The 23,556-nt window shown below is 48.1% G+C and carries 24 protein-coding genes and 1 pseudogene; 15 read left to right on the top strand and 10 right to left on the bottom strand.

Annotation, left to right across the window (positions count from 1 at the left end):
* The 3 genes and pseudogenes from EGV91_RS05545 to EGV91_RS05535 all read left to right on the top strand — a co-directional run.
* Nucleotides 1-364: pseudogene (locus tag EGV91_RS05545) on the top strand (phytoene desaturase); the annotation flags it as partial.
* Nucleotides 361-1,827, top strand: coding sequence for a phytoene desaturase family protein (locus EGV91_RS05540; RefSeq protein ID WP_135501487.1), 1,467 nt, complete (start codon nt 361-363; stop codon nt 1,825-1,827). The pseudogene EGV91_RS05545 and the gene EGV91_RS05540, both read left to right, overlap by 4 nt.
* On the top strand, nt 1,818-2,648 hold the full coding sequence (locus tag EGV91_RS05535; RefSeq protein ID WP_135501485.1) for a phytoene/squalene synthase family protein: 831 nt from the start codon (nt 1,818-1,820) through the stop codon (nt 2,646-2,648). The genes EGV91_RS05540 and EGV91_RS05535 overlap by 10 nt, the downstream gene beginning before the upstream one ends.
* Before the next feature lie 34 nt (nt 2,649-2,682).
* Here the strand turns inward: EGV91_RS05535 and EGV91_RS05530 are convergent, their stop codons facing one another.
* The 4 genes from EGV91_RS05530 to EGV91_RS05515 are packed head-to-tail and all read right to left on the bottom strand — an operon-like array spanning nt 2,683 to nt 6,680.
* Entirely contained in the window at nt 2,683-4,158 is a 1,476-nt protein-coding gene (locus tag EGV91_RS05530; protein ID WP_135501483.1) for a phytoene desaturase family protein, read from the bottom strand.
* Nucleotides 4,155-5,255: a glycosyltransferase family 2 protein gene (locus EGV91_RS05525; RefSeq protein WP_135501481.1), complete on the bottom strand. Its 1,101-nt coding sequence runs from the start codon at nt 5,253-5,255 to the stop codon at nt 4,155-4,157. The genes EGV91_RS05530 and EGV91_RS05525 overlap by 4 nt, the downstream gene beginning before the upstream one ends.
* A gap of 1 nt (nt 5,256) precedes the next feature.
* Entirely contained in the window at nt 5,257-5,931 is a 675-nt protein-coding gene (locus EGV91_RS05520; RefSeq protein ID WP_135501479.1) for a lysophospholipid acyltransferase family protein, read from the bottom strand.
* Nucleotides 5,928-6,680, bottom strand: a complete 753-nt coding sequence (locus EGV91_RS05515; protein ID WP_241666111.1) for a carotenoid biosynthesis protein — start codon at nt 6,678-6,680, stop codon at nt 5,928-5,930. Before EGV91_RS05515 ends, EGV91_RS05520 begins: the two co-directional genes overlap by 4 nt.
* A gap of 475 nt (nt 6,681-7,155) precedes the next feature.
* Here EGV91_RS05515 and EGV91_RS05510 point away from each other — a divergent pair, with 475 nt between their 5' ends.
* The 5 genes from EGV91_RS05510 to EGV91_RS05490 all read left to right on the top strand — a co-directional run bounded on the left by EGV91_RS05510 (nt 7,156) and on the right by EGV91_RS05490 (nt 10,719).
* Nucleotides 7,156-7,998 carry a MurR/RpiR family transcriptional regulator gene (locus EGV91_RS05510; protein WP_135501475.1) on the top strand — a complete coding sequence of 281 codons (843 nt, stop codon included), beginning with the start codon at nt 7,156-7,158 and terminating at the stop codon, nt 7,996-7,998.
* Nucleotides 7,999-8,079: 81 nt separating this feature from the next.
* Entirely contained in the window at nt 8,080-8,916 is an 837-nt protein-coding gene (locus tag EGV91_RS05505; RefSeq protein ID WP_135501473.1) for a transporter substrate-binding domain-containing protein, read from the top strand.
* A gap of 18 nt (nt 8,917-8,934) precedes the next feature.
* Nucleotides 8,935-9,600 (top strand): amino acid ABC transporter permease, encoded by a 666-nt coding sequence (locus EGV91_RS05500; protein ID WP_135501471.1) that lies wholly within the window; start codon nt 8,935-8,937, stop codon nt 9,598-9,600.
* A gap of 13 nt (nt 9,601-9,613) precedes the next feature.
* A complete protein-coding gene (locus tag EGV91_RS05495) occupies nt 9,614-10,336 on the top strand; it encodes an amino acid ABC transporter ATP-binding protein (RefSeq protein WP_135501469.1) in 723 nt (240 codons plus the stop codon).
* 83 nt (nt 10,337-10,419) lie between these two features.
* On the top strand, nt 10,420-10,719 hold the full coding sequence (locus tag EGV91_RS05490) for an AraC family ligand binding domain-containing protein (protein ID WP_135501467.1): 300 nt from the start codon (nt 10,420-10,422) through the stop codon (nt 10,717-10,719).
* Between the two features lie 175 nt (nt 10,720-10,894).
* Here EGV91_RS05490 and EGV91_RS05485 read toward each other — a convergent pair whose 3' ends face one another.
* Both EGV91_RS05485 and rluF read right to left on the bottom strand, forming a co-directional pair.
* The gene (locus EGV91_RS05485; RefSeq protein ID WP_135501465.1) at nt 10,895-11,611 is read right to left on the bottom strand and encodes a DUF6904 family protein; all 717 of its coding nucleotides are present in this window, start codon (nt 11,609-11,611) and stop codon (nt 10,895-10,897) included.
* A gap of 11 nt (nt 11,612-11,622) precedes the next feature.
* Nucleotides 11,623-12,330 carry a 23S rRNA pseudouridine(2604) synthase RluF gene (gene rluF / locus EGV91_RS05480; protein ID WP_135501463.1) on the bottom strand — a complete coding sequence of 236 codons (708 nt, stop codon included), beginning with the start codon at nt 12,328-12,330 and terminating at the stop codon, nt 11,623-11,625.
* Between the two features lie 236 nt (nt 12,331-12,566).
* Here rluF and adh point away from each other — a divergent pair, with 236 nt between their 5' ends.
* From adh to EGV91_RS05460, 4 genes are all read left to right on the top strand, one after another.
* Complete coding sequence (adh, locus tag EGV91_RS05475; protein WP_135501491.1) at nt 12,567-14,087, top strand: aldehyde dehydrogenase; 1,521 nt, start codon at nt 12,567-12,569, stop codon at nt 14,085-14,087.
* 20 nt (nt 14,088-14,107) lie between these two features.
* Nucleotides 14,108-14,470, top strand: a complete 363-nt coding sequence (locus EGV91_RS05470) for a DUF779 domain-containing protein (RefSeq protein ID WP_135501461.1) — start codon at nt 14,108-14,110, stop codon at nt 14,468-14,470.
* A gap of 131 nt (nt 14,471-14,601) precedes the next feature.
* On the top strand, nt 14,602-14,790 hold the full coding sequence (locus tag EGV91_RS05465; protein WP_135501459.1) for a hypothetical protein: 189 nt from the start codon (nt 14,602-14,604) through the stop codon (nt 14,788-14,790).
* Nucleotides 14,783-15,373, top strand: a complete 591-nt coding sequence (locus tag EGV91_RS05460) for a Fic/DOC family protein (RefSeq protein ID WP_135501457.1) — start codon at nt 14,783-14,785, stop codon at nt 15,371-15,373. Before EGV91_RS05465 ends, EGV91_RS05460 begins: the two co-directional genes overlap by 8 nt.
* 71 nt (nt 15,374-15,444) lie before the next feature.
* On the opposite strand, the gene EGV91_RS05455 is transcribed toward EGV91_RS05460, so the two are convergent.
* Nucleotides 15,445-16,266 (bottom strand): AAC(3) family N-acetyltransferase, encoded by an 822-nt coding sequence (locus tag EGV91_RS05455; protein WP_135501455.1) that lies wholly within the window; start codon nt 16,264-16,266, stop codon nt 15,445-15,447.
* Nucleotides 16,267-16,346: 80 nt separating this feature from the next.
* On the opposite strand from EGV91_RS05455, the gene EGV91_RS05450 reads away from it, so the two are divergent.
* Complete coding sequence (locus EGV91_RS05450) at nt 16,347-16,823, top strand: acyl-CoA thioesterase (protein WP_135501489.1); 477 nt, start codon at nt 16,347-16,349, stop codon at nt 16,821-16,823.
* Between the two features lie 210 nt (nt 16,824-17,033).
* Here the strand turns inward: EGV91_RS05450 and EGV91_RS05445 are convergent, their stop codons facing one another.
* On the bottom strand, nt 17,034-18,053 hold the full coding sequence (locus tag EGV91_RS05445; RefSeq protein ID WP_135501453.1) for an SEC-C metal-binding domain-containing protein: 1,020 nt from the start codon (nt 18,051-18,053) through the stop codon (nt 17,034-17,036).
* 107 nt (nt 18,054-18,160) lie between these two features.
* Complete coding sequence (locus EGV91_RS05440) at nt 18,161-19,063, bottom strand: acetamidase/formamidase family protein (protein ID WP_135501451.1); 903 nt, start codon at nt 19,061-19,063, stop codon at nt 18,161-18,163.
* Between the two features lie 126 nt (nt 19,064-19,189).
* On the opposite strand from EGV91_RS05440, the gene lepB reads away from it, so the two are divergent.
* Together lepB and EGV91_RS05430 are read left to right on the top strand one after the other, a co-directional pair.
* Nucleotides 19,190-19,723: a signal peptidase I gene (gene lepB / locus EGV91_RS05435; protein ID WP_135501449.1), complete on the top strand. Its 534-nt coding sequence runs from the start codon at nt 19,190-19,192 to the stop codon at nt 19,721-19,723.
* Between the two features lie 510 nt (nt 19,724-20,233).
* On the top strand, nt 20,234-22,573 hold the full coding sequence (locus tag EGV91_RS05430; protein WP_135501447.1) for a purple acid phosphatase family protein: 2,340 nt from the start codon (nt 20,234-20,236) through the stop codon (nt 22,571-22,573).
* A gap of 50 nt (nt 22,574-22,623) precedes the next feature.
* Here the strand turns inward: EGV91_RS05430 and EGV91_RS05425 are convergent.
* Nucleotides 22,624-23,556 (bottom strand): aminotransferase class I/II-fold pyridoxal phosphate-dependent enzyme (locus tag EGV91_RS05425; RefSeq protein ID WP_135501445.1); only part of this gene is annotated, 933 nt, incomplete at its 5' end.

Genomic DNA, 23,556 nt, shown 5'->3' with positions numbered 1-23,556 from the left:
AAAAGGTGCTTTCCGTGAACTTGTTCTGGATATCATTGAAGAAAAATCGGAATTTAAAGGGATCCGCGACCATATCGTAGAAGAGCAGCTATTGACGCCATTCGACTGGGAGCACGATTATTCTGTTTACAAAGGCGCAACATTCAACTTGGGCCATCAATTGTCGCAGATGATGATTTTCCGTCCCCATAATAAATTCGAAGAACTGGATCATTGCTGGCTGGTTGGCGGCGGTACGCATCCCGGAAGTGGGTTGCCGACGATCTTGGAATCTGCCCGCATTACAGCGAATGGCATTTTCGAGCAATACGGCAAAGCACCTGTTCCGACTTCGCCTTTGCCGGTATTGGAGGGCTTTTCATGAAAATTGCCATTATCGGAGGCGGCGTCGGCGGTTTGATGGGAGCGCTTTTCTTAACGCGCCAAGGCTTCGATGTCACCATCTTTGAAAAAGAGCAAAAATTGGGCGGCCGTTTAACGTTCGTTGAACGAGACGGCTTCCGGATCGACGAAGGGCCGACGATTGTGCTGTTGCCGGAAATGTTCCGCAAACTGCTGGGAGAAGCCGGAATCAGCGATGACGAATATGAATTGCTGCTCTGCGACCCATTGTATACAATCCGTTATCCGGACGGCAAAGTGTACACCAAATATCCGGATATCGAACGCCAGGCCGCAGAAGTGGAGCGGGTGTTTCCGGGAGAACAGGAAGGCTTCCTGAAATTCATGGCAGAAGGCAGAGAACGATTTGAAATTGGAAGCTCCACCTTTTTGGAACATTCTTTTGTCAAAAAAAGCGATTTCTGGACACCTGGGAATGTGAAAAAGCTGCTGAAGCTGAAGCCGCAGCAATCTGTGAAAAAGCTGATGTCCAATTATTTTAAAGACGAAAGGCTTCAATTGGCTTATACATTGCAGGCGCTGTATATCGGGGGAGACCCTTTCAATGCGCCTGCCATGTATTCTTTAGTGCCTTTCAGCGAGCATGAACATGGCGTGCATTATTTGAAAGGCGGCTACGGCAGTTTGATCCCGCTTCTTGAAAAGGAACTTCGGAAGCGCCCCAATGCTGAGATACATACCGGCTGCCCAGTAGAAAACATTGTCGTTGATGACGATGTTGTCAAAGGAATTGAAACAAAAGAAGGATTTCAGGCTTTTGACGGCGTAATTTATAATGGAGACTTTCCTTCAATTACATCTGTCCTGCCCGGCCAGAAAGAGAAGGAATTTGTTCCTTCTTCCGGTTGCGTATTGTTGTACTTCGGGCTCGACAAGGTCTATGAAGATGTTAATGTCCATCAATTTTTCATTGGCAGCAGTTATGAAAACCATATGAAAAATGTCTTTAGTGATAAGAAACTTCCTGAAGACCCTGCGTTCTATACATTCCACCCTTCCAAAGTGGATCGTTCACTTGCTCCGGAAGGGAAAGGCGTCCTTTATATGTTGGTGCCTGTTCCTGCTGGCTCAACGGTCGATTGGGCTTCGGAAACGGAATGGATCGATCAAATCATAGAACGCGCGGAGCAATTATCTTTTCCAGGTTTAAAGGCGGCGACGGAGTGGATGGAAATCCGGACGCCGACAGATGCGGAAGCGTTCGGCTTGTTCAAAGGCGGCAGTTTCGGCATTGGGCCGACGCTGTTCCAATCAGGGGTTTTCCGTCCGCAGGTCAAGCCGTATAAAACCCAGGGCTTGTTCGCAGTGGGAGCGTCCGTGCATCCAGGCGGTGGAATCCCGATTGTCATGCAAGGAGCGAAACTCATGGCCGAGCAAGTCCAAAGTGAGTTCATCAGTGAAGGGAGCGGTCCACGATGGAAGTAAGACAAGCTTACGATTATTGTGAAAAAGTCATTGCTGCCAATTCCAAGAGTTTTTACAAAACCTTTTCTTTATTGCCAAAGGAAAAACGGAAAGCGGTTTGGGCAGTTTATGCATTTTGCCGCCTCGCTGACGATATTGTCGATGAAGGGGATAACCCCGTTGAAGAACTTGCAAAGTTCGAGCAGGAGTTCCAGCAATTCTTGAAAGGCCAGCACAATCCGGAAAATCCGATGTGGGTTGCGCTGGCGGATGTGTTCCAAACCTTCGATATGGATGCAGACGCATTTTCCTGCCTGCTGAGAGGCCAGGCAATGGACTTATCTTTCAGCCGCTACGAGACAGTTGAAGACCTGCTGGACTATTGCTACCACGTGGCGAGCAGCGTCGGGCTGATGCTGCTTCCGATTCTTGCACCAGGCAAAACGGCTGTGCTGAAAGAAGGCGCGGTCTCCCTGGGCTACGCGATGCAGCTCACGAATATTTTGCGGGATGTCGGAGAAGATTTGAAAATTGGCCGAATTTATTTGCCGAATGAAGTTTTGCATAAATACAGCCTTGCCGATGCGGATCTGCATAATGGGCAAGTCAGCGGAGAGTTTGTCGAGGTCTGGGAAGACCTTGCCAAACAAGCTGAACAATATTATGAGCATGCTTTTGAAACCATCCATGAATACCCTTTGTCCTCGCGCATTGCTGTAAAAGGGGCGGGCCTTGTGTATCGGGAGATTTTGTCGGCAATCCGCGACAAGCGCTATAATGTATTCAAAGAAAAACATTTCGTATCAGATGAATCGAAACAGGCCATCCTGGCTTGCTTATAAAAAAGGCTTCAGCGCAGATTCGCGCTGAAGCCTTTTATTTATGCTGCTTGATAATGCGTTTTGCCAAGTTTTGTCCGCCCATTGTGACAATCGGAGAACCGCCGCCTGGATGCGTGCTGCCGCTGATGAAGTATAAATTGGCAATGTCCGGGCTGGCATTGGCAGGACGCAGGAATGCATCCGCTTTGCGGTGGGAAGATGGGCCGTAAAGTGCGCCGCGCCACGAGCCGAACGTCTCCTTGATGAAAGAAGGGGTAAAAACCTTCTCCACAGCGAGGCGGCTGCGGATCTCTACGCCGTAGCTTTCCAGAAAATCGTAGATGCGTTCTTTGTATTGCTCAGGATCGATTTGCAGCTGTCCGTCCTTTGTCAGGGCAGGTGCGTTGACTAATATGAATAAATTGCTGCCATCCGGAGATACGGATGGGTCGGTGAAGGAGGAATTGCTGATATAGACGGTCGGTTCGTCGCTATAGCGCTGATGGGCGAACAGGTCGGCAAATTCTTGCCGGTAATCCCCGGAGAAAAATACGTTATGGTGTTTGAGTTCCGGTGCATGGCCTATCAGCCCGGCGGTAATGACGAATGCCGAAATGGAAGGTTCAAAGCGGGCAGCTTTTGCATCCGGGAAGGAGGGGCGAAGCTTTTCATCCACCAATTCAGGATATGCGCTCAAGAGATCGCCGTTTAAAATGACCAGATCGGCCACGACTTTCTCGCCGCCTGCCAGTTCCACGCCGCTTACGCCGCCGTTGTCTACCAGTATCCGCTCTACGGCGGTCCCGGTCTGCAGCACAGCGCCGTTCTTTCTGGCGACAGCCGCGAAAGCTTCTGCGATGCGGACATTGCCGCCTTTCGTGTAATAAACGCCTTCTACCAATTCGAGATAGGCAATCATCGCAAAAGTGGCAGGCGCTTTATAAGGTGAAGATCCGATATAAGTTGCGTAGCGGCCAAGAGCCTGCAGCATGTTCGGGTTTGAGAAATAACGCTTGAAAAAATGATCCAAGGTTTCTGCCGGCCGCGCCTGCAGCAAGGCGCGGCCCAGAGAAGGAGAAAGGTAATCTCTCCAGGATTGAAACGTTGCTGGGAAGAAATAACGTTCGGATAACGTATATAAGCGGCTTATTTCCTTCAGGAATTTTGGGTAATTGGCGGCGTCGGCTGCAGACGAACGAGCAATTTCGGCAGCCATCTTTTCCGGGTCTGAAGAAAAATCGATTGTGGAACCATCCTGGAAATAGTTGCGGGTATGGGAGCGGAGCGGAAGAAGTTCGAAATAATCTTCTGCCCGTTCGCCGGTCTGCTCGATGATTCCTTTGAATACATGCGGCATCGTGATGGTATTCGGTCCAAAGTCGAACGTATAGCTGCCCAATGAAACCGGCATTAATTTACCTCCGAGATGAGCGTTTTGCTCATATAAATGCACCTGGAATCCGGCATGCGCCAACGTAACAGCTGACGCAAGACCGCCAAGGCCGCCGCCGATAATAATCACTTTTTTCATGAATACTGCCTGCCTTTCCAGGAATACGGTTTTTTGCGCCATGCTTTCCACATGGAATGGAGCAGCACAGCAATCATTGCAGCTGCCTGCGCCGGCATCAGAAATGCCAAATACCAATGCTGGCGGGTTCTGAGCATGACGTAAAGCTGCTGCAATACGGTTAATGCGTAAGGGATAGCATACAATGGATTGGCTGTCAGCATGCCATACATCAGCAGAAACAGCGGAGCTACGTAAAACGCGCTATAAAATAGGCTTAAGACAGCTGCCATCAAAGGCGAACGGCCGATGCCTGCATAACTGTTTTTCAAGAAGCCTTCCCATACGTCATGGTTTGTGTCATACATCCGGCAGCGCACCGACCGGGTGATATTGGCGAGTAGCATCTTCATGCCCGAAGCCTTCATCAAGCGCGCAATGTGGACGTCTTCCACGAGAGAATCCGACACGGCAGCATGGCCGCCGATCTTGTCGTATGCTCGGCGTTCGAACATCATCCACATGCCGTTGGCGGCAGTTGTAGATGGGATATTCGTCCAATTGGCGGCTGCCAGCGGGAGATGGAAAAAGACAACGAAATGCTGCATTGGCACCAATAGTTTGCTCAAGAAAGGCGGCACATCGAACGCAGGAAAACCAGACAATAATTTCGCGTTTTTTTGCTGCATCAACGACAACGCTTGTCCGAACGCCTCCGGAACAAAGCGGATATCGGCATCAATGAACAGCAGGTATTCTCCTTGGGCATGCTGCTGCAATTGGTGACAGGCATGGACTTTTCCGACCCAGCCTGCTGGCAGTTCCCGCCCCTGTAAAAGCGTGAAACGGCTGTCGCCAGCTGTCAGGCGGGAAAGAATCTCGCCGGTACGGTCTGTCGATTGGTCGTTTAAAATGATGAATTCCATACTCGGATAATCCGCGGCTTTCAGGCAAGCCACCAAAGTTTCGGCGTTATGTTCTTCATTGCGCATCGGAATCAGCACTGAAATGAGCGGGGCTGAAGACAAGTTCGCCTTGGATGGCAGCAAAGGAAGAAAAAAGCTGTTAAAGATCGTCCACAGCAAAAAAAATACAAGTGCACCGATGAACAAGAACATGCTATTTCCTCCTTTTTAATAAGTCTACGAATGCGGCCGTATCTTCCGCCACTGCAAAATGCTTTAACTCATCGAGCTGCTGGGTGGAAAGTTGTTCGATTTCAACAGTCTGATTTTTTCGGCTGGTGCTGGAAAGATCAGCCAAACGGAACGCAGGTCCCTGCAGCATCCACACTTCCGGCTTTTGGGCATGGCGGAACGAATAATAGAAACTGAGCGGGACAACCGGAATGTCCGGACAGCGTTCCATCAAATAGGTGATGCCGGCACTAAAGCCGAGCGGCCGCTTTTCTTGATGGAATTCATCGCCTTGCGGAAATAGCACAACTGTTTTTCCGCTATTCAGCAGCTTTTCTGCGTATTGCAGCGAAGCGAGTATATCTTTCGGTTTTGCACGATTAATGGAAAATGCGCCGAGAAAACGGAAAAAGCTGTACTGAACCAATCCTTTTTCGTCCATCATCATGTGGATGTCATGCTTCCATACAGTACGGTTCAGGAAAAAGAATAAGAGCCCATCCCACCAGGAGCTGTGGTTGGCGATGAAGATTACAGGATTTGACGGCGGCTTTTGTATGCCGCGGCCGAGAAGACCCGAAAAAGATCGGCGAAGCAGCGGATTCAAATACAATTCAAATCCCTTATCGAATAAATAAATTTTTTTCGCGGGAATCATACGCGTCTCCTTCTCCAGGCCAATGCTGTGAATCCGGCTGCAAGGGTGGTGGTCAGCAATGCCGCAAGCCACAAACCGCCCAATGCGCCAAGCAGCACGAACATAGCGGTAATTAATATGTATAAGAGAGCCATCCGTTTTTCAAGAATGGAAGAGCGGGTTTGGATGCCCTGCCGTTTCATCAGCCAGTCAATGAGCAAGTGGAGGACGAAAGCGACGGTAAACCAACCAGTGAAATTGGTCCACGGGATGCCGTAATAAATGCCGGTATCTTGCCAAATCCAATATTCCTTCAGCAGAAAAGCGACAGGGTCGATGATCAAATCGATGATGACAGCACCTATCGCACCGACAACAGCGTATAAAAGCCCCCCGGAAGGTATTATCCAGCTTGCAAGGACGTGGGTGGTCGCCATGACCATCAGCCAGGCGAAGCCGATAGCAATCGGCACCCCAAATAGATTGGGCGCGAAGCTTTTTGTATAGTCGTACGAGCCGAAAAGGAAATCTGTACCTGCGCCAGCCCCTTCAACGATAAACGTAAACAGGAAAATGAAAATGCCCAACGAAATGCCAGCTTTTTTTCCGAACAGATGATAAAAATAAAGGAAGCCGAGTGTTCCGGCAAGCATCAGGAAAAATGCATTTGCCCATTCCAGCCACCAAGGCAATAAATCAAAACTTAATAAAACAATTCCGATGCTGTACCACACGATAAACAGCCAGAAAATCCGGTCTTGCCATTTCACATTCAACCACTCCGATACTAATATTATACAATTATTATACAATACTTATGTTTTATTTCATGTCCTGGCGTTTTCCGCTCATTGCTTTCTCTTCCTAATTCGGGTCCTCTAAGAGAAATCCTTTAAAATCAATAAACGTGAAAAATTTAGGTTTACAATTTAGCCAGGCGTGGGATTTTCTCTAGGAAATAGTCGGCTGAAGTATTTCCTGCAAAAAAAATCCCCATTTTTAAAATGGATTTCATAACAACCCTTCTATAAAGCTGTATTTCCAGTCCGCTCCATACGGCGCCTGCTAAAAAAAATACATAATTAATGCATAAAAAACGCCATAAATTGAGTAAAATACGTAATTTTAGAATAAATATAAATGAAAGTCTTCCGCTAATATTCAGTAAAGTATTGCAGGGTTCCCTGCAAGGTAGTATACTTTTTATAGGTATTTGAGTAAGTTCTTGTGTTGGAGGCGATAGGCGTGCAGGAAATACTGCGTAAAGTTTCGGGGGCATATAAAGATTTCAGCTCTGGCCAAAAAAAAGTGGGGGATTTATTTGTGCAAGAACCCATTTTCCTGGCATTTTCATCTGCTCTTGAAGTAGGGCGACGGGTGAACGTCAGCGAGTCAACGGTGATTCGCTGGACGCAGAAGCTTGGCTACAAAGGATATGCTGAATTTCAGCAGGTGATTCAGCGGAAATTAGCGGAAGAAAGGCTGGTGCAGGCAGAGCAGGAAATGCTTGAACCTGAAGCGGATCAATCTTTTTTGGAGAATTTGCTGGATGCGGATATTTTAAGCATCGTCAAACTCAAACAATCCATTGATGAAGAAAAGCTGCTTCAAGTAGTCGACATGATCAGTTCCGCAAAACACATTTACGTCACCAGCAATTTTTTCGATTTCGGGCTGGCGCATTGGTTTTCGGGCTGGCTGGACATGACGCTGGGCCACACGGAAATGATTGTTTCTTCCGAAGGGCGGTATTACAGCCAGCTGGCGAAGATCGAAGAAGGCGACATTGTGATTGCATTTGCATTTCCTCGGTATACGCGGGCACTGATTGATACGCTAAGTACAGCGAAAAAGCGGAATGCACAAGTGATTGTGCTGACAGATTCCAGTGATTCGCCTGCAGGGGAATATGCGAATATCCTGCTGCCAGTCGCATTGAATTCCAATTTGAACATCGATTCCTACACGGCTGTCCACGCTTTGCTGACTTCCATCATGCGCTTCGTTTACGTAAAGGAGCATGCCAAGGTAAAAGGGAATTTGATAAAGGTCGAAGCAGTATACAAAGAGAAAGACATATTTTTATAAAAAGAACGCTCAACCTACTGGCAAGTCCCGAAACGCCCAGGCGCTTTGGTCAATCATAATAAACGAAAAGGGGAGAACAATATGAAAAAGAAATTATCATTTTTAGGTGTAATTCTATCAGCAGGGATGCTTATGGCAGCTTGTGGAGGTTCAGAAGACTCAGCCGGTTCGGGAGGATCAAGCACTGAAGGCGAAGGAAACGAGCTGGGCTTGCTGGAAGAGGGTAAGTTCACAACTGCAGCCAGCGGACTTTACAAACCGTTCAACTATGAAGAAGGCGGAAAACAAACAGGTTTTGATATTGAAATTGGTGCAGCTTTGGCCGAAGAGATGGGATTGGAACACAATCCGGTAACAAATCCGTTCGAAACCATCATCCAAGGCCTAATCGGCAAAAAGTATGATGCAGTACTAGGTTCGATGGCCATTACAGACGAACGCGCGAAAACAGTAGCGTTCTCAGATCCATACTATTTGTCAGGCGGGAAAATCTGGGTTGCTGAAGACAACACGGAAATCAAGGAACCAGCAGACTTGGAAGGCAAGAAAATCGGGATTGTAGCACAAACAACTTACGAGCCGGCTGCAAAAGAGTTTACTGATGATATCCAGTACTACAATAGTGACGTTGTCGCTTTGCAGGAATTGGTGCCAGGACGTGTTGACGCGGTCATCACTTCTGACGTTGTCGGATTTGAAGCACAGAAAGCCGGTCTTGAAATCAAGGACATTGGCGAAAACCTGTGGATTGAAGAAGCAGCGATCGCTGTGCGCCCGGAAGACGAAGCTCTTTTAGAAGAAATCAATAGAGCGTTGGCTGCTATTGTTGAAGACGGCACTTACGCGGAAATTTCGGACAAATGGTTCGGTACTAACCTCCTCGAAGTGGATACAGAAGGAATCGAAATTCTGCGCTAAACGGAGAGGAGAATTGCCATGGAGAGCATTCGAACAATATTTGATATCTTTATAACCACTTATCCGGGATTTTTGGATGCCGTCATCATTACGCTCCAATTGACAGCAATTTCCGTTGTTCTCGGAACAGTGCTGGGTATAGCCTTTGCATTGATGAAAATATCGAAATCCAAAATTTTGCAAGGCATCGCAAATCTATATATTACAGTTATCCGAGGGACGCCTTTACTGGTGCAGATCATGTTCCTGTATTTCGGGATTACGCAAATCGTAGTTTTGGATAATTTCTGGGCAGGAGCGCTGGCTCTTGGAGTCCATAACGGTGCATACATCGCTGAGATTTTCCGTGGAGCGATCCAAGGGATTGACCGCGGACAGACAGAAGCGAGCCGGGCACTCGGCATGACGAACAATCAGTTGATGCGGAGAATTGTTTTCCCGCAGGCGCTGCGCCGTTCTATTCCGCCGCTTGGCAATCAGTTTATCATCACTTTGAAGGATTCTTCCTTGGTATGGATGATCGGGGTAGCAGAGCTCTTCTCGGTAGCAAACCGGGCAGCAGCAAGTTCTTTCAAACAGTTTGAAACATTCATCGTTGTAGGTTTCTATTATTTAGTCCTGGTCATGATTTTCACGTACATCGTCAGATGGTATGAAAACAGGCTGGACGTCGACAAAGTGTGAGGGGGTTAAGATCATGATTATTGGCGAAAACATCCATAAATCCTTTGGTGATTTGGAAGTGCTGAAAGGCATCGATCTGCATGTAAAGCCCCAGGAAGTGGTAGTTCTTGTGGGGGTCAGCGGATCAGGTAAAAGTACGCTTCTGCGCTGCTTCAACTTTTTAGAAGAAATGAACAGCGGGACGATTACGATTGACGGGCACACCATCGATCCAAAAAAAGATAAATTGCCGGACATCCGGGCAGAAGTCGGAATGGTTTTCCAGCATTTCAATCTGTTTCCGCATAAGACGGTTTTGGAAAATGTGATTGAAGCACCCATTATCGTAAAGAAAATGGATAAGGCAAAAGCGAAGCAATTAGGCTTAGCGCTGCTTGAGAAAGTAGGCCTCGGCGACAAGGCGGATGTTTATCCGAGCAAGTTGTCCGGCGGCCAAAAACAGCGGGTAGCGATTGCACGTGCACTTGCGATGGAACCGAAAGTGCTGCTGTTTGATGAACCGACATCAGCACTTGACCCTGAACTGGTCGGCGAAGTTCTTCAAGTAATGAAGCAACTTGCTGAAGAAGGCATGACGATGGTTGTGGTCACGCATGAAATGAAGTTTGCCAAAGAAGTAGCAGATCGTGTCATCATGCTCGACAAAGGCGTCATTATCGAATCTGCAGATCCGAAAACGTTCTTTGAGAACCCTCAGAATGAACGGACAAAACAGTTTATCCAATTGGTTGAATAAGAAAGAACGCAAACCCGAATTCCTTTAGCAGAGGAATTCGGGTTTTTGTGTCGAACTAATTGGTGTAAAAGGAGGGTACCGGCATGGAATTGATAGATACACCTTATTATCTGAACGAGACACATAAGCATATCGAAAAAGTGCTGAGTTTTAATGACACCAATGTGGTGAATATGCAGCTGCAGATCGGTCAGACCGTTGCGGAGCATGAAGTGGATGCGGACGTTCTCATCATTGTGAAAAGAGGGAAAGTGATTTTTACGGTAGAAGGCAGGGAAGTCGAAGTATCGCAGCATAATCTGCTTCATATGGCTCCAGGGGAAAGGCATAGCTTGCGGGCGGAAGAAGTCAGCGATTTCATGGTGCTTCAAATTAAGCGTTGAGAAAAGCGGGGGCGCCAGTGTGAATTTACACTGGCGCTCCCGCTTTTCATGTTGTCCAGCTGCAACGGCCAGGTCCTCGGGTCGTAAGCTGGCTTAGCTGTGCGGCTGAAAATACGCCGCTTCGCCAATCCATCTTACGCCTTTCGGACCTAAACGGCCGTTTCCGCTTTTCTTGTTACCAATCAATTTTTTCGGGATAATCGGCTTTAAATTGAATTTCATGTATGGCTTTTTTGGATGGAGTTGCCGCTGCCAGCACTTGCTGGCGGAACGCGTTGTAATCACTGTCTTGAGTGGCGATTTTCATCGCGACAGAAGACAACGCATTTTCGCGCTGCTGTTTCGCCATGTCGATGTATTTTAAATTAAGGAAATCAATGTATTGGACGGCATAATCCCGGACGGGCGCAGTATCGCTGAACGTCTTCATGATGACCTGGTATTCCGCTTCCGGCACTTGGCCGTGGAGGCAATCCAATACAAGCGACTGGAAATGGGTGATGACGTGCACTTCCGGCTCCCAGTCCGGAAATGCGGCGTCTTCGCGGTGCAGGCGCACAAAGTCTTTTAAAGCGACGGCCGCGTATAAAATTTCTGGCCACAGCACTTCTGTCGAGAAATAGATATTTTTGTCAGGTGAGATGAAGCTCTTTTGTTTTTTTGCGTGGTCCGTCAAGCCGTTAAAAACGGTTTCCACATTGCGTTCGCCAAGCGCGGCTTGGCGAATGGCATGGCAAATCCCGAGGATCCGGGTGCGTGAGCCGGTGTAATGGAGGTATTTGTTTTCATCGCCAATCACATGGTAGATCGCTTTGTTCAATTCCTCAAGGTCGAAATAATCGCCGCTGATCTTAACGCCTGCGTGGTTAGGGGTGTTCTGTAATGTCAGCATGTATCTGTCTCCTATCGTTTCGGTTTATAGTCGAGGTCGCGGAACAGTTCATTGCGTTCTTCATCTGTCAGATTCCGCCATTCGCCTGTCGGCAAGCCGCCGAGGTGAATGTTCATGATGCGCACCCGTTTCAAATCACGGACTTCATAGCCGAGCGCTTGGCACATGCGCCGGATCTGGCGGTTCAGACCTTGCCGGATTGTCAGGCGGAATGTGAATTTCGAAATCTTCTCAGCTTTGGCCGGCAGCGTTTTTGTATCGAGAATTTCGACACCTTCCGCCATTTTCTTTAAGAAGGATTCTGTTACCGGCATATCCACTTTGACGATGTATTCTTTTTCGTGCTCATTCTCTGCGCGCAGAATCTCGTTGACGATGTCGCCGTCGTTCGTCAGCAGGATCAAACCTTCAGAATCTTTGTCGAGCCTTCCGACATGGAAGATGCGGGAAGGATGGTTGACGAAATCTACGATATTTCCCTCGATATGGCGCTCGGTCGTGCTCGTGATGCCCACGGGTTTGTTGAGGGCGATGTAGACGTATTCTTCTTCCGGTTGTTCAATGACTTTGCCGTCTACCTGGACTTCGTCGTGCGGCCCGACTTTGCTGCCAAGCTCCGCCGGCTGGCCGTTGATCGTGACGCGGCCAGCCTCGATGAATTTATCGGCGCCGCGGCGCGAGGTGATGCCCGTTTCACTTAAAAACTTATTGATTCGCATACATAAAATCCCTTCATTGCTTATTTCTTTTAATATAAATAGTATACCCTTCACGCCGAATAAACAAAACGATGTGAAATGTTGCCTATAATTTATCCATAAGGCTTGCAATTATCTAATTTTTTTGACAATATAGAAGGGAAGCTGTTTCTTGTTAGGCAGCATTCTTTTTCAGGAAGAATGTAAGCGTATACAAGTCAGGGCATAAAAGAGAAAAGGGAGGAAACAGAATGGTAATGGAATATGCGATGCCGAACACGCAAGGCGCGAAACACTCTTTCAAGGAAAGGTACGAAAACTATATAAATGGAGAGTGGCGCGCTCCGGCGAAAGGCCAATATTTTGATAATGTTTCTCCAGTAAACGGCAAAAAATTCACAGAAGTGGCGCGTTCGACAGCTGAAGACGTGGAAGCTGCACTTGACGCTGCTCATGCGGCTAAAGAAGCGTGGGGCAAAACGTCAACTACTGTCCGCTCGAATATGTTATTGAAAATTGCAGACCGCATGGAAGAAAACCTGGAATTATTGGCAGTCTCGGAAACATGGGATAACGGAAAAGCTGTCCGTGAAACCTTAAATGCCGACATTCCTTTAGCGATTGACCATTTCCGTTATTTCGCCGGCGTTATCCGTGCGCAAGAAGGTTCGATCAGCCAAATAGACGAAGATACAGTAGCTTATCATTTCCATGAGCCGCTGGGCGTCGTAGGCCAGATCATTCCGTGGAATTTCCCGTTGCTGATGGCTGTCTGGAAACTTGCTCCTGCACTAGCAGCTGGTAACTGCGTCGTCTTGAAACCTGCTGAACAGACTCCGGCAAGCATTCTTGTCTGGGCTGAATTGGTAGGCGATCTGATCCCGCCAGGCGTCTTGAATATTGTCAACGGCTTTGGATTAGAAGCAGGCAAACCGCTTGCGTCAAGCCCGCGCGTTGCAAAAGTGGCATTTACGGGTGAAACGACAACAGGCCGTATGATCATGCAATACGCATCACAAAACCTGATTCCGGTTACGTTGGAGCTTGGCGGGAAGTCGCCGAATATCTTCTTCAAAGACATCATGGATGAAGACGATGCATTCCTGGACAAAGCAATTGAAGGTTTTGTCATGTTCGCTTTGAACCAAGGTGAAGTATGTACATGTCCTTCACGCGTTCTGATTCAAGAAGATATTTATGATGAATTCATGGAGCGTGCATTGAAACGCGTTGCTGCAATCAAAATTGGCAATCCGCTTGACCCAGAAACAATGATGGGCGCACAAGCTTCACAGGAGCAAATGGAAAAAATCATGTCTTACCTGGATATCGGCAAGCAAGAAGGCGCTGAAGTATTGATTGGCGGAGACCGCAATGTGCTTGAAGGCGATTTGGCAGAAGGCTATTATATCAAGCCGACGGTCTTTAAAGGGCATAACAAGATGCGCGTGTTCCAAGAAGAGATTTTTGGGCCGGTTGTTTCGGTTACAACATTCAAAACAAAAGAAGAAGCGCTTGAAATCGCTAACGATACGTTATACGGGTTGGGAGCGGGCATTTGGACGCGCGACACGAATACAGCTTACCGTTTCGGACGCGGCATCCAGGCTGGGCGTGTTTGGACAAACTGCTATCACCAATACCCTGCACACGCAGCATTCGGCGGTTACAAAATGTCCGGCGTCGGGCGTGAAAACCACAAAATGATGCTTGACCATTACCAGCAGACGAAAAATATGCTGGTCAGCTACAGCGATGACAAACAAGGGTTCTTTTGATCAAGAAAGAAGGGATTAAGATGGTCCAACGTGTAATTGCAACAGAAGCGGCGCTTGAGCTGATTGAATTGCTGAAAAAGAAACACGGGCCGGTCATGTTCCACCAGTCGGGGGGCTGCTGTGACGGCAGCGCACCGATGTGTTATCCGGAAGGCGATTTGTTTTTGGGCGACCAGGACGTGCTGCTCGGCGAAATCGGCGGCAGCAAATTCTATATGCATAAAAGCCAATTCGACTACTGGAGCCACACGCAGCTGATCATTGATGTTGTGAATGGGCGCGGCGGCATGTTTTCATTGGAAGGCGTGGAAGGCAAACGGTTTTTAACGAGATCCCGGCCTTTTACAGCGGAAGAAACCAAAGAACTGCAGCAGCAGGCATAAAGAAAACCGGGTGCCTTGGCATCCGGTTTTTGTGTGCGAAAAAAACGCTGAAAACCTTATGAAATAGGGGTTGGAGCTGGAAAAAAGGGCGGAAAAATGGTATGATTGGGAGACGAAAGGTGGTCATGAAATTGACGAAATTAGTTAACCGTGTTTCCCATGAACAAGCCAGCCATGCAATTTCTTATGCTTCCCATTCTCTAGTGACTGAAGGCTTTGATGTAACCCACGAGGATGAGAAGTTTGTGAGGTCGGTGTTGACTGGCGAACGGACGGAAGCTCAATTCCACCGGGCCATCAAATCGAAATTCAATGTCTAAATATCAGCATAGCTCCATGTATTGCTACCCGGAGTCGGAAGTGCTGGTCAACCTTTTCAATTTGATGGATGAAGAAAAGCTGAAAGAGCTGGAAAAAGTCTATACGCTGTTCCGGCTATCTGAATTGCGCATCAAACAACCAGCGGATCCTGTTGATATGGAAGCTTTTATCGACATCCACCGTTCCATTCTGCAGGATGTTTATCCGTTTGCCGGCGAATTGCGAAAAGAAATGATTTCAAAAGGGTCTTCGTCTTTCGCGCATCCGAAGTTCATCGATGCGGAATTGCGCAGGATCTTTGCGGAACTCAAACAGGATAACTACTTGAAAAACCTGCCGCGCAGCGAGTTTGTTCCGCGACTTGCGCATTATTTAGCAGAACTGAATGCCCTGCATCCTTTCCGTGAAGGCAATGGACGGACTGTTCGGGAATTTGCCCGCCAGCTAGCCTTGAACGCCGGCTATCAGCTGGATTGGGAGAATATAGCCGAACCTGCTGAAATCATCAATGCGTTCGTGGATTCGTTCAATTCCAGTAATGTCCGCCTCGAAAATCTTTTAGATGAAATCGTTTATACATAAAAGCCCGTCCTTGTATGGGGCTGCCTCGCCATTTTTAGATGGCCGGGCAACCCGCTCCAATGGACGGGCTTTTATGATGGCTCTTCTTCTTTTAGGGCAGGGTTGACCTTCAGCCATTCGATGCCGAATTCGACAAGGGGGCGCATAGCGGCGATCCGGACTTCCGCTTGGCCGAGCTGGCCGGTTTCGATCGGGCCCGGATACGCTTTGGCGATTTCGGGGAAACGCTCAGAATCCATATCGACACAATCGAAGGGCTGCCAGATCCGTTCGCCGTCTTTCATGATGGCTGCGCCTTGTGGCGATGTGGTCCGGTCTTCTTGGACGAACTCTGCGTAATGCAAAGCAGTGCACGAATCAAAGCCGGTGCCAATCAGCATGATTTTCACATCGGCTTCCATCATTTTGCCGAGCGGCGAACCGGGTCCGAAAGAATTTTCGATCGGCTGATCGTTCATCCAATGGGCGGCATTTTTTCCCCAAGCGATAAAGGAATGGGCTGGATGCGGGCTGCGGATGGTATCCGGGTGGCGATGCAGGCATTCTGCGATTTTGCCCATGCCGCGCATTGGCGTCAGGTGGGGATCGAATGCCGGCAGTTCATCTCGCAATGGCTGATGCCAATTTTCCGGGATGGGCGGTGCCATCCAATAAGAAGGGTCTGAGTTGTCCGCAGACTGCGCGGGCATCACTAAGGTGCCATTTGTGGTAATTGTCTCCATCAATGCCTCAACGACCGCCTGTGGGCCTCCTGCAATCCAGCCCATCGACTTCAGCGATGAATGGACGATAAGTGCGTCGCCGGCTTTTATTCCAAGTTCCCGCAATTGGTCTTTCAATGTGTGTTTGGATTGGAATTCAGGTGTGTTCAAGATTCTCAATAATTCTGTCATTGCTCTTCCCCCTTATTTGTAATATATCATAGAAGGGAAGCGTATTTAAAAACTGCAAGCAAAAGGAAGGGTTGTTGAAAATGGAAGCAAGGCCGATGAAGGAATCGCGGACCATCCAGACGAAACTGGTGTTGCCGCCGGATACGAATCATATGAACTCGATTTTCGGAGGCAAGGTGCTTGCCTATATTGATGAGATTGCTGGAATTTCCGCTATGAAACATTCCCGCAAACAAGTAGTGACGGCGTCGATTGACTCGGTTGACTTTCTGTCTTCTGCACACGTCGGGGATGTACTGGAGCTTGAAGCGAATGTGACATCTACTGGCAGAACGTCAATGGAAGTTTACGTGCGTGTGAAATCACATAATTTGCAGACTGGGGAAGAGCGGCTGACAACCGAATCGTTTTTGACGATGGTCGCAATGGGAGATGACGGCAAACCTGCGCAGGTCCCGGCAGTGATAGCCGAGTCGCCAGGGGAAAAGTTATTTTTTGAAAGTGCACCTGCCCGCCGGGAGCACCGTAAATTGCGTGTAAAAACGCCAAGGTCATAAAAAAGGTTCCGGGACTGCCCGGAACCTTTTTCTGTGGAAAACAATGAGCCGCAAAAACTTATCAACATGTTGATAAGTCACAAAGGGGAAGAAAAAAGCCGTTTTTATCCCCATAGCACACAGAAAAGCCTGGATTAATGTGCATAAAGCGAATAAAAGCCAGCAAAATTCTACAAAAAAAGCGCAGCCGCAGCCGCGCTTTTTTGCTGTTTAATTTTTCGCCAAAAGTTCTTCGAAATAAGAACCGAACTCTTTTGAACGTTTTAAGATGGTGCTTGATGAAACGCCGAATTTTTCGCTGAGGTCTTTAGGCGCTAACATCGGCCCTTTGATCAATTCGTGGTCCTGCAGGAATCTCCAATAGCCGGCAACAAGTGCTTCAGGCTTTTGGACAGTCGGCTGTTGGCTCACCAGGTAGCTGTTCAGGATGCTCGTCACATTATCGACTGTTTCGGCATCGAAGTCAGCCCCTTCTACGTGCTTATTAAGCTCGTCCATGACCGATTGGTGTTCAGGGGAGAGCTCAACGCTCTCGTCCACTGAGCCCGTCGAGTATTTGACGATCATCTCAACGACCGCCAAATAATTGTCGCGCAGATAAGCTGGGCCGTCCGTAGCGTTGTCAGAAGCCATTTGCGCTTTCAACTTCTCAAAGAACGGAGTGAATTCGCCGACAACCGTCAAATAGCCGTTCAAGAACAATGCGCCTTCTTCGCCGATGCGTGCATCTGGCAGCAAGATGGCCAATAATCCCTGGTTGTCTTGCATATCTGTCGGAGGCTGGTCAGTCATTTTAAAGACTTCGCCTGTAAAAGCATCTTTAAATTGTGCAGACGTTTCGTTTCCGGCAACAAATTGGCCCAGGAACACTTTTACATCTTTCCAGTTTTCAAGAACTTCCTTCGTCGTCGGGCGTTGAGCCGCTTCGATCTGTTTTGTTAAAAAGTCTGCCCAAAGTTCAGGCTTTTGCATGAACAGGAAATTTTCGATGACAAAAGCTTGTGCATCGTTTTCCGCCATTGACTGCATCAAACGAGGCTGCCATTGCTGCTGAAGTTCACGGAACGCCGGAAGCTGTTCCTGATTCGGGTTGTCCGAGAAAAATTGCTGACGTACTTTGAACAATTCGTCGTTTACCAAGTCATTGATGGAAACCGTTTGCTGTTTCCCGTGACATTTTTTATACTTCTTTCCGCTGCCGCAAGGACATGGGTCATTTCTTCCTACCATTCTTATCACCTACAAGTTTTTCTTGAGTGTAACATAAAAAGCCGTGCGGCTCAAAAGTCGGACGATTCTGACGCCGTCAAGCCTCTTAAAAGGCTAAATAAAACACATTAAGCGAATAATTTGATGTCCAGCGACTCAAGCACATAATGAGGCACGAAAAAGCGCACCGTTACGAGTGGATCGACGACTTGGCTGATTTGTGCCTGGCCGGCGGCGCTCATCAGCATAGTCATGTCGCTGACGCTCAAATCCGTATGAGGAAGCAACAGGTCGATCGTTTCTTCCACCGCAATTTTGACTGCCTCATCAAGTGTCATGGCGGACACAAGGAGGGTGAGGCCCTCATCGTTTTGGAGAATCGGGTATTTTGAATGCAGGCCTTTGATGACGTCAAATGTAACAGTAGCGCGTCCCGGCACTTCAACGCCGGAGACACTGACTTCACCATCACCCATGGCAGCGTGGAAATCTCCCAATGCGAACAGCGCGCCTTCAGCAAATACCGGGAAGTAGAGCGTTGCGCCTTTTGTGATCAATTTCGTATCCATATTGCCGCCGTGCGCTCCGGGAGTGCCGCAAGAAATCGGCGGACCGTCCGGTGCTACACCGATTACACCGATCATCGGATTCAAAGGGATGTGCAGCTGGTCGTTGAAAATCGCTTTGCCGTCTTTTATCGGAATGATTTTCGATTCCATTTTTTCAAAGCGATGGCCCATGACCCCTAAATCGGGACCCGTCACCATGACGCCCTGGCTGCCGATTTCAAGTTCATCGATGGTCACTTTCAGCAAATCTCCGATGGCTGCGCCTTCTATGAAAATCGGTCCGGTAGCAGGATTGATTTCATTCCAATCGATGGCTGCGACTTCCTGTTCGGCCGATTGCAGCTGGTTTTGGAAACAATCGTAGGTTTCGATGGCCACCGTATCGCCTGGCTGTACTTTCATGACCGGTTCGTTCAAATGGGAAAAGCTGTAGATGACGTGATTTGTCGACAAAGTTTTCATGCATTAGTCCTCCTATTTTTAATATTTACACAATTGTAGCAATCCGGATAATGAATAGCAAAACGAATGTGCAAGCGCTTTTGGCTGTAGTAAAATGGATGTACTATGCAGAACGGGGGGGAAGAGATGGCTGAAGGCGCAGTTCGAGAACTTATTGCCTGGATGAAAATCCTTTTGTTCACCGCCTTGATCGTGCTCTTGGCTCGCCAATTTCTTTTCGAGCCTGTAGAAGTGCACGGCACATCGATGATGCCTACTTTCCAGGAAGCCGATAAAGTCCTGATCGTGAAACTCAGCGATATCGAGAACTTTGACATCATCGTTTTTAAAACCCCCGGGGACAGGAACTTCATCAAGCGTGTAATCGGTATTCCGGGAGATAGAATCAGCATGGCCGACGACCGGCTGATCCTGAACGGCACGCCTGTAGAAGAAGTTTACCTGGAGGAAAACCGCAATCTGGCCCGCGAGCAGGGACTGGAAAAGCTGACGGAGAATTTTGGGGAATTCACGGTGCCTGGCGGGGCATATTTTGTGCTGGGCGACAATCGGCTGAACAGTGTAGATTCAAGAGAAATCGGATTCGTGCTCGACCATGCAATCATTGGAGAAGTGAAGTTGCGCCTTGAGCCTTTTGAGAATCTGGGTGCGATTGAATGAAATAAAATGATTTCTTATAGAATTTTTTTCGAGAAGCTTGGTAGGTTACCAGGCTTTTTCTTTTGGTTCCCATGCTGATGGATCAAATGATAAAACGGACGCTATTGTTAAGGTGTCGCCAAAGTTATTGGAAAGTTGACAAAACGGCGAACTTTTTACATGGAATACCGTCTAATAAGTACATATTTCCTATTCAAAGAGGTTTCTTTTTATCCATAAACAGTGTAGGATATAATAAAAGTCTGAAAAGTCAATTAATAAATGTTGAATTTTGGTTTTAAGAATTAAGATTACAATATATGGATTTTGTTAGGGTTTATATATCTTTATTTCAACAGATATTTGAGTATTTTTGCTCTCTTATATTTTAATATTATTCTCCTTAAGTCACGAGTATGCCAAATGCAATTCATCCAATTTTTAACAACTGGTGTCTTTCCGGAAGTTATCGGCATACCGGCAGTTCGCTGCGGAAGAGATGAAAGAAATCAATGAATTGGAGTGAAGACGATGCGGCTGATTCCCTTGAAATCCAAAGTAGTTGAATTTATTGGAGCGGCAGCCCTATTAAGCTTCATATGCTTGTCGGGGGCAGAAAGTGCAGCAGCAGATGGCGAATCCAAAACTGGGCTGGCATTGGCGGAAAGCGCTGAAATGGAAGGAAGAAACGTTCAATTGTCGAAAGAGCTGTTGAATTTCTCGGGCAGCTATAAAGAGCAATATGACCGTTTCTACCTGCTGCTCGACCGGAGCGGACCGACTGTCTTTCCCGATGCATCGCGCTACCTCGTCAGTTCGATTGCCTTCGCTCCAGGGCGCAATGAGCAAGAAATGAACTTCTCATGGTATTCTCCTGACACCCGCAACTCTGGCACTGTCGAGTATGCCAAAGCGGGAAGCCGTTTCGCTGCCGGCACTGAGGCTGCAGCTGTCCAAAAGAGCATGGCCCATTTGGATATCGCTTCCACCGGATACGCATCCAACGAAGCGATTATATCCGGTCTTGAGCCTTCTACTGAATACATCTACCGGGTGGGCGACGGCTACGGCAACTGGAGCGAGACATACAGCTTCCATACCCAGGAAACCGATTCCTATAATTTCCTGTTGATGGGGGATCCGCAAATCGGAGCTTCCGGAAATTTGAAAGCGGATATAGCAGGCTGGAACGAAACTTTGGAAAAGGCTTTGGACAAATATCCGATGACGAGTTTTATTCAATCCGCTGGAGATCAAGTTGAGAGCCGCAATTCTGAAGAAGAATACGAAGCATATTTTGCACCTGATGCGCTGAAGCGCTTGCCGACAGCCACAACGATCGGTAACCACGATAATACGATTTTCTACGAATACCATTTTAATGTGCCGAATCAGAATGCAGAGCTGGGAAATTACGACAGTTCGGGCGGCAATTATTATTTCACTTATGGAGATGCGTTATTCGTCAATCTGAATTCGAACCAAACAAACGGTGAAGAACATGTCCGGTTCATGGAAGAAACGATAGAAGCAACTTCAGGCCAGGACTTTAAATGGAAATTCCTCGTTTTCCACCATTCGATTTACAGTGCTGCCGTGCATTCAACGAGCGACCATGTCCTTGGCTTGCGAGAGCAGCTCGTACCGGCAATTGACCGGCTTGAATTCGACGCTGTATTGATGGGCCATGACCATTCGTATGTCAGGTCGCATCAAATGAAAGGATTTAAGCCGCTGAAAAACCATATGATTGAAGATGGGGCGGTCATCAATCCTGAAGGGACGATTTACCTGACTGGCAACTCGGCAAGCGGCAGTAAGTTCTACCCGATGAATGAAGATCCCGAGCCTTACTCAGCCGTCAGGGAACAGCTCGAAGTGCCGACATTCATGAATGTGGCAGTGACGCCGACGAGCCTGGAATTCACCACGTACCGGACGGATACGATGGAACTGGTTGACACGTACAAAATCGTCAAAGACAGTTCCATTGAAGTCGAAGTTCCAGGTCTGAGCGAAGCGGTTCTGACGGCGACAGGGACGATTTTGCCGACTGAACCGACCGATTTCTACCCGGAAGTTGTTCTTGATGTTGCCGGCACCAATACAGAAGGCGGACAATATGACCTTTTTGGAGAAAATATCACTTACCGTACAGACCCGGAAGGTGCCGTTTCGATTTCTCCGACAGGGAATGTCAACATAACGGAAAACGCCGAGCCTGGAGAAGTCGAAATATGGGCAGAAGTAGCGGCTGATGGCCAAAACCTGACAACCGAACCGGTCCTGCTGTCAATTGTGGAGCATGCTGAAACGGCCTTAGTGGAAGCAGAATCCGACTGGACTTATTTGGACGATGGCAGCGATCCTGGATCCGACTGGATGCAGCCTGGCTTCGATGATAGCGGCTGGGAATCGGGTCCTTCGCCGCTTGGTTATCCGGAAGGCGATGAACGCGAGCCCTTCGGTGAAATCCAGACCGTCATTGATTATGGGGAAGATGAATTCGATAAATACGCAACTTCCTATTTCCGGACATCGTTTGATATCGATGATGCAGAAGCAATCGGCAATTACGGCATCATTGACCTGGAAGCGGATGACGCAGCAATCATCTATCTGAACGGCGAAGAAATCGGACGCTATAATATGGCGGACGGGGAAGTTGGCTATGACGACCATTTGAACGATCTTGACAGGGAAAATATCCCGCCGGAGAATAAATCAACGCGCATTACGCTCGATGGAGCCGAATTGGCTAACCTCAAAGATGGTGAAAACATCATCGCGGTGGAAGTGCGCCAGGACAACCCGCAAAGTTCGGATGTCTATTGGGATATGAAATTCAGCGTCAATCTGAATACCGATTAAACAGCAAAAGGAGAGCCGAGGGGCTCTCCTTTTTTTGATTTTCTATCAGGTCATACAAACAATCTCAATTTTTCGATGCGCTGGATGGCTTCCACGATGCGGGCTTCGTCCACGAGCAGGCCGACCCGCACATAGCCTTCTCCACTTTCGCCGAAGCCGCTCCCTGCAGCTACGGCAATATCGGCTTTTTCCAGCAGGAGATCTGTGAATTCCATACTTGTGAAGCCTTCTGGCACGGGGAGCCAGGCAAAGAAAGATCCTTTTGGTGCTTCAATATGCCAGCCGATGCGCTCGCATTCCGCCTTCAATACATTGCGGCGGCTTTCGTATGTGTCGTTCAGTTCTACGACGCATTGCTGGCTAGCAGTCAGAGCTTCAGCAGCGGCAAGTTGCAGGGCAGGCGACAGCCCAGCGAATAAATGATCTTGGATGATGTTCAATGCTTCGATCATTTTGGCGTTGCCGACAGCAAAACCGATGCGCCAGCCAGCCATATTATAGGTTTTGGACAAGGTGTACATTTCGATGCCGATCTCTTTTGCGCCTGTTGCCTGCAAAAAGCTCGGAGGCTTTATGCCGTCAAAGCCAACCGCTCCATATGCAAAATCGTGGACGACGCCAATTCCATGATACTTGGCGAATTCGACGGTTTCATTGAAAAAATGATCGTCGGCGACAGCACCGGTCGGGTTATTCGGATAATTCAAGTACATCAATTTAGCTTGGTCTTTGGCCGACTGTGAAAGTTCTGCGTAATCCGGCAGGAAATTGTTTTCCGCTTTCAGCGGCATCGTTTCAAATCGGGCTTCGGCAAGCGGGGCACCCGACAGATAATCCGGGTAGCCCGGATCCGGCAGCAGCAGCAAATCGCCGGGGTTGAGCAAGGCGAGCGGCAGTTCCACAAGGCCGATCTTCGTGCCGCCAAGCACGGCGACTTCTGTGTCAGGGTCGATGTCTACGCCGTATTCGCGTTTATAGAACGC

Origin of the sequence: Planococcus koreensis (assembly GCF_004761975.1) — a bacterium.
Classification (GTDB): domain Bacteria; phylum Bacillota; class Bacilli; order Bacillales_A; family Planococcaceae; genus Planococcus; species Planococcus koreensis.
This window is presented reverse-complemented; position numbering and strand designations above follow the sequence as displayed.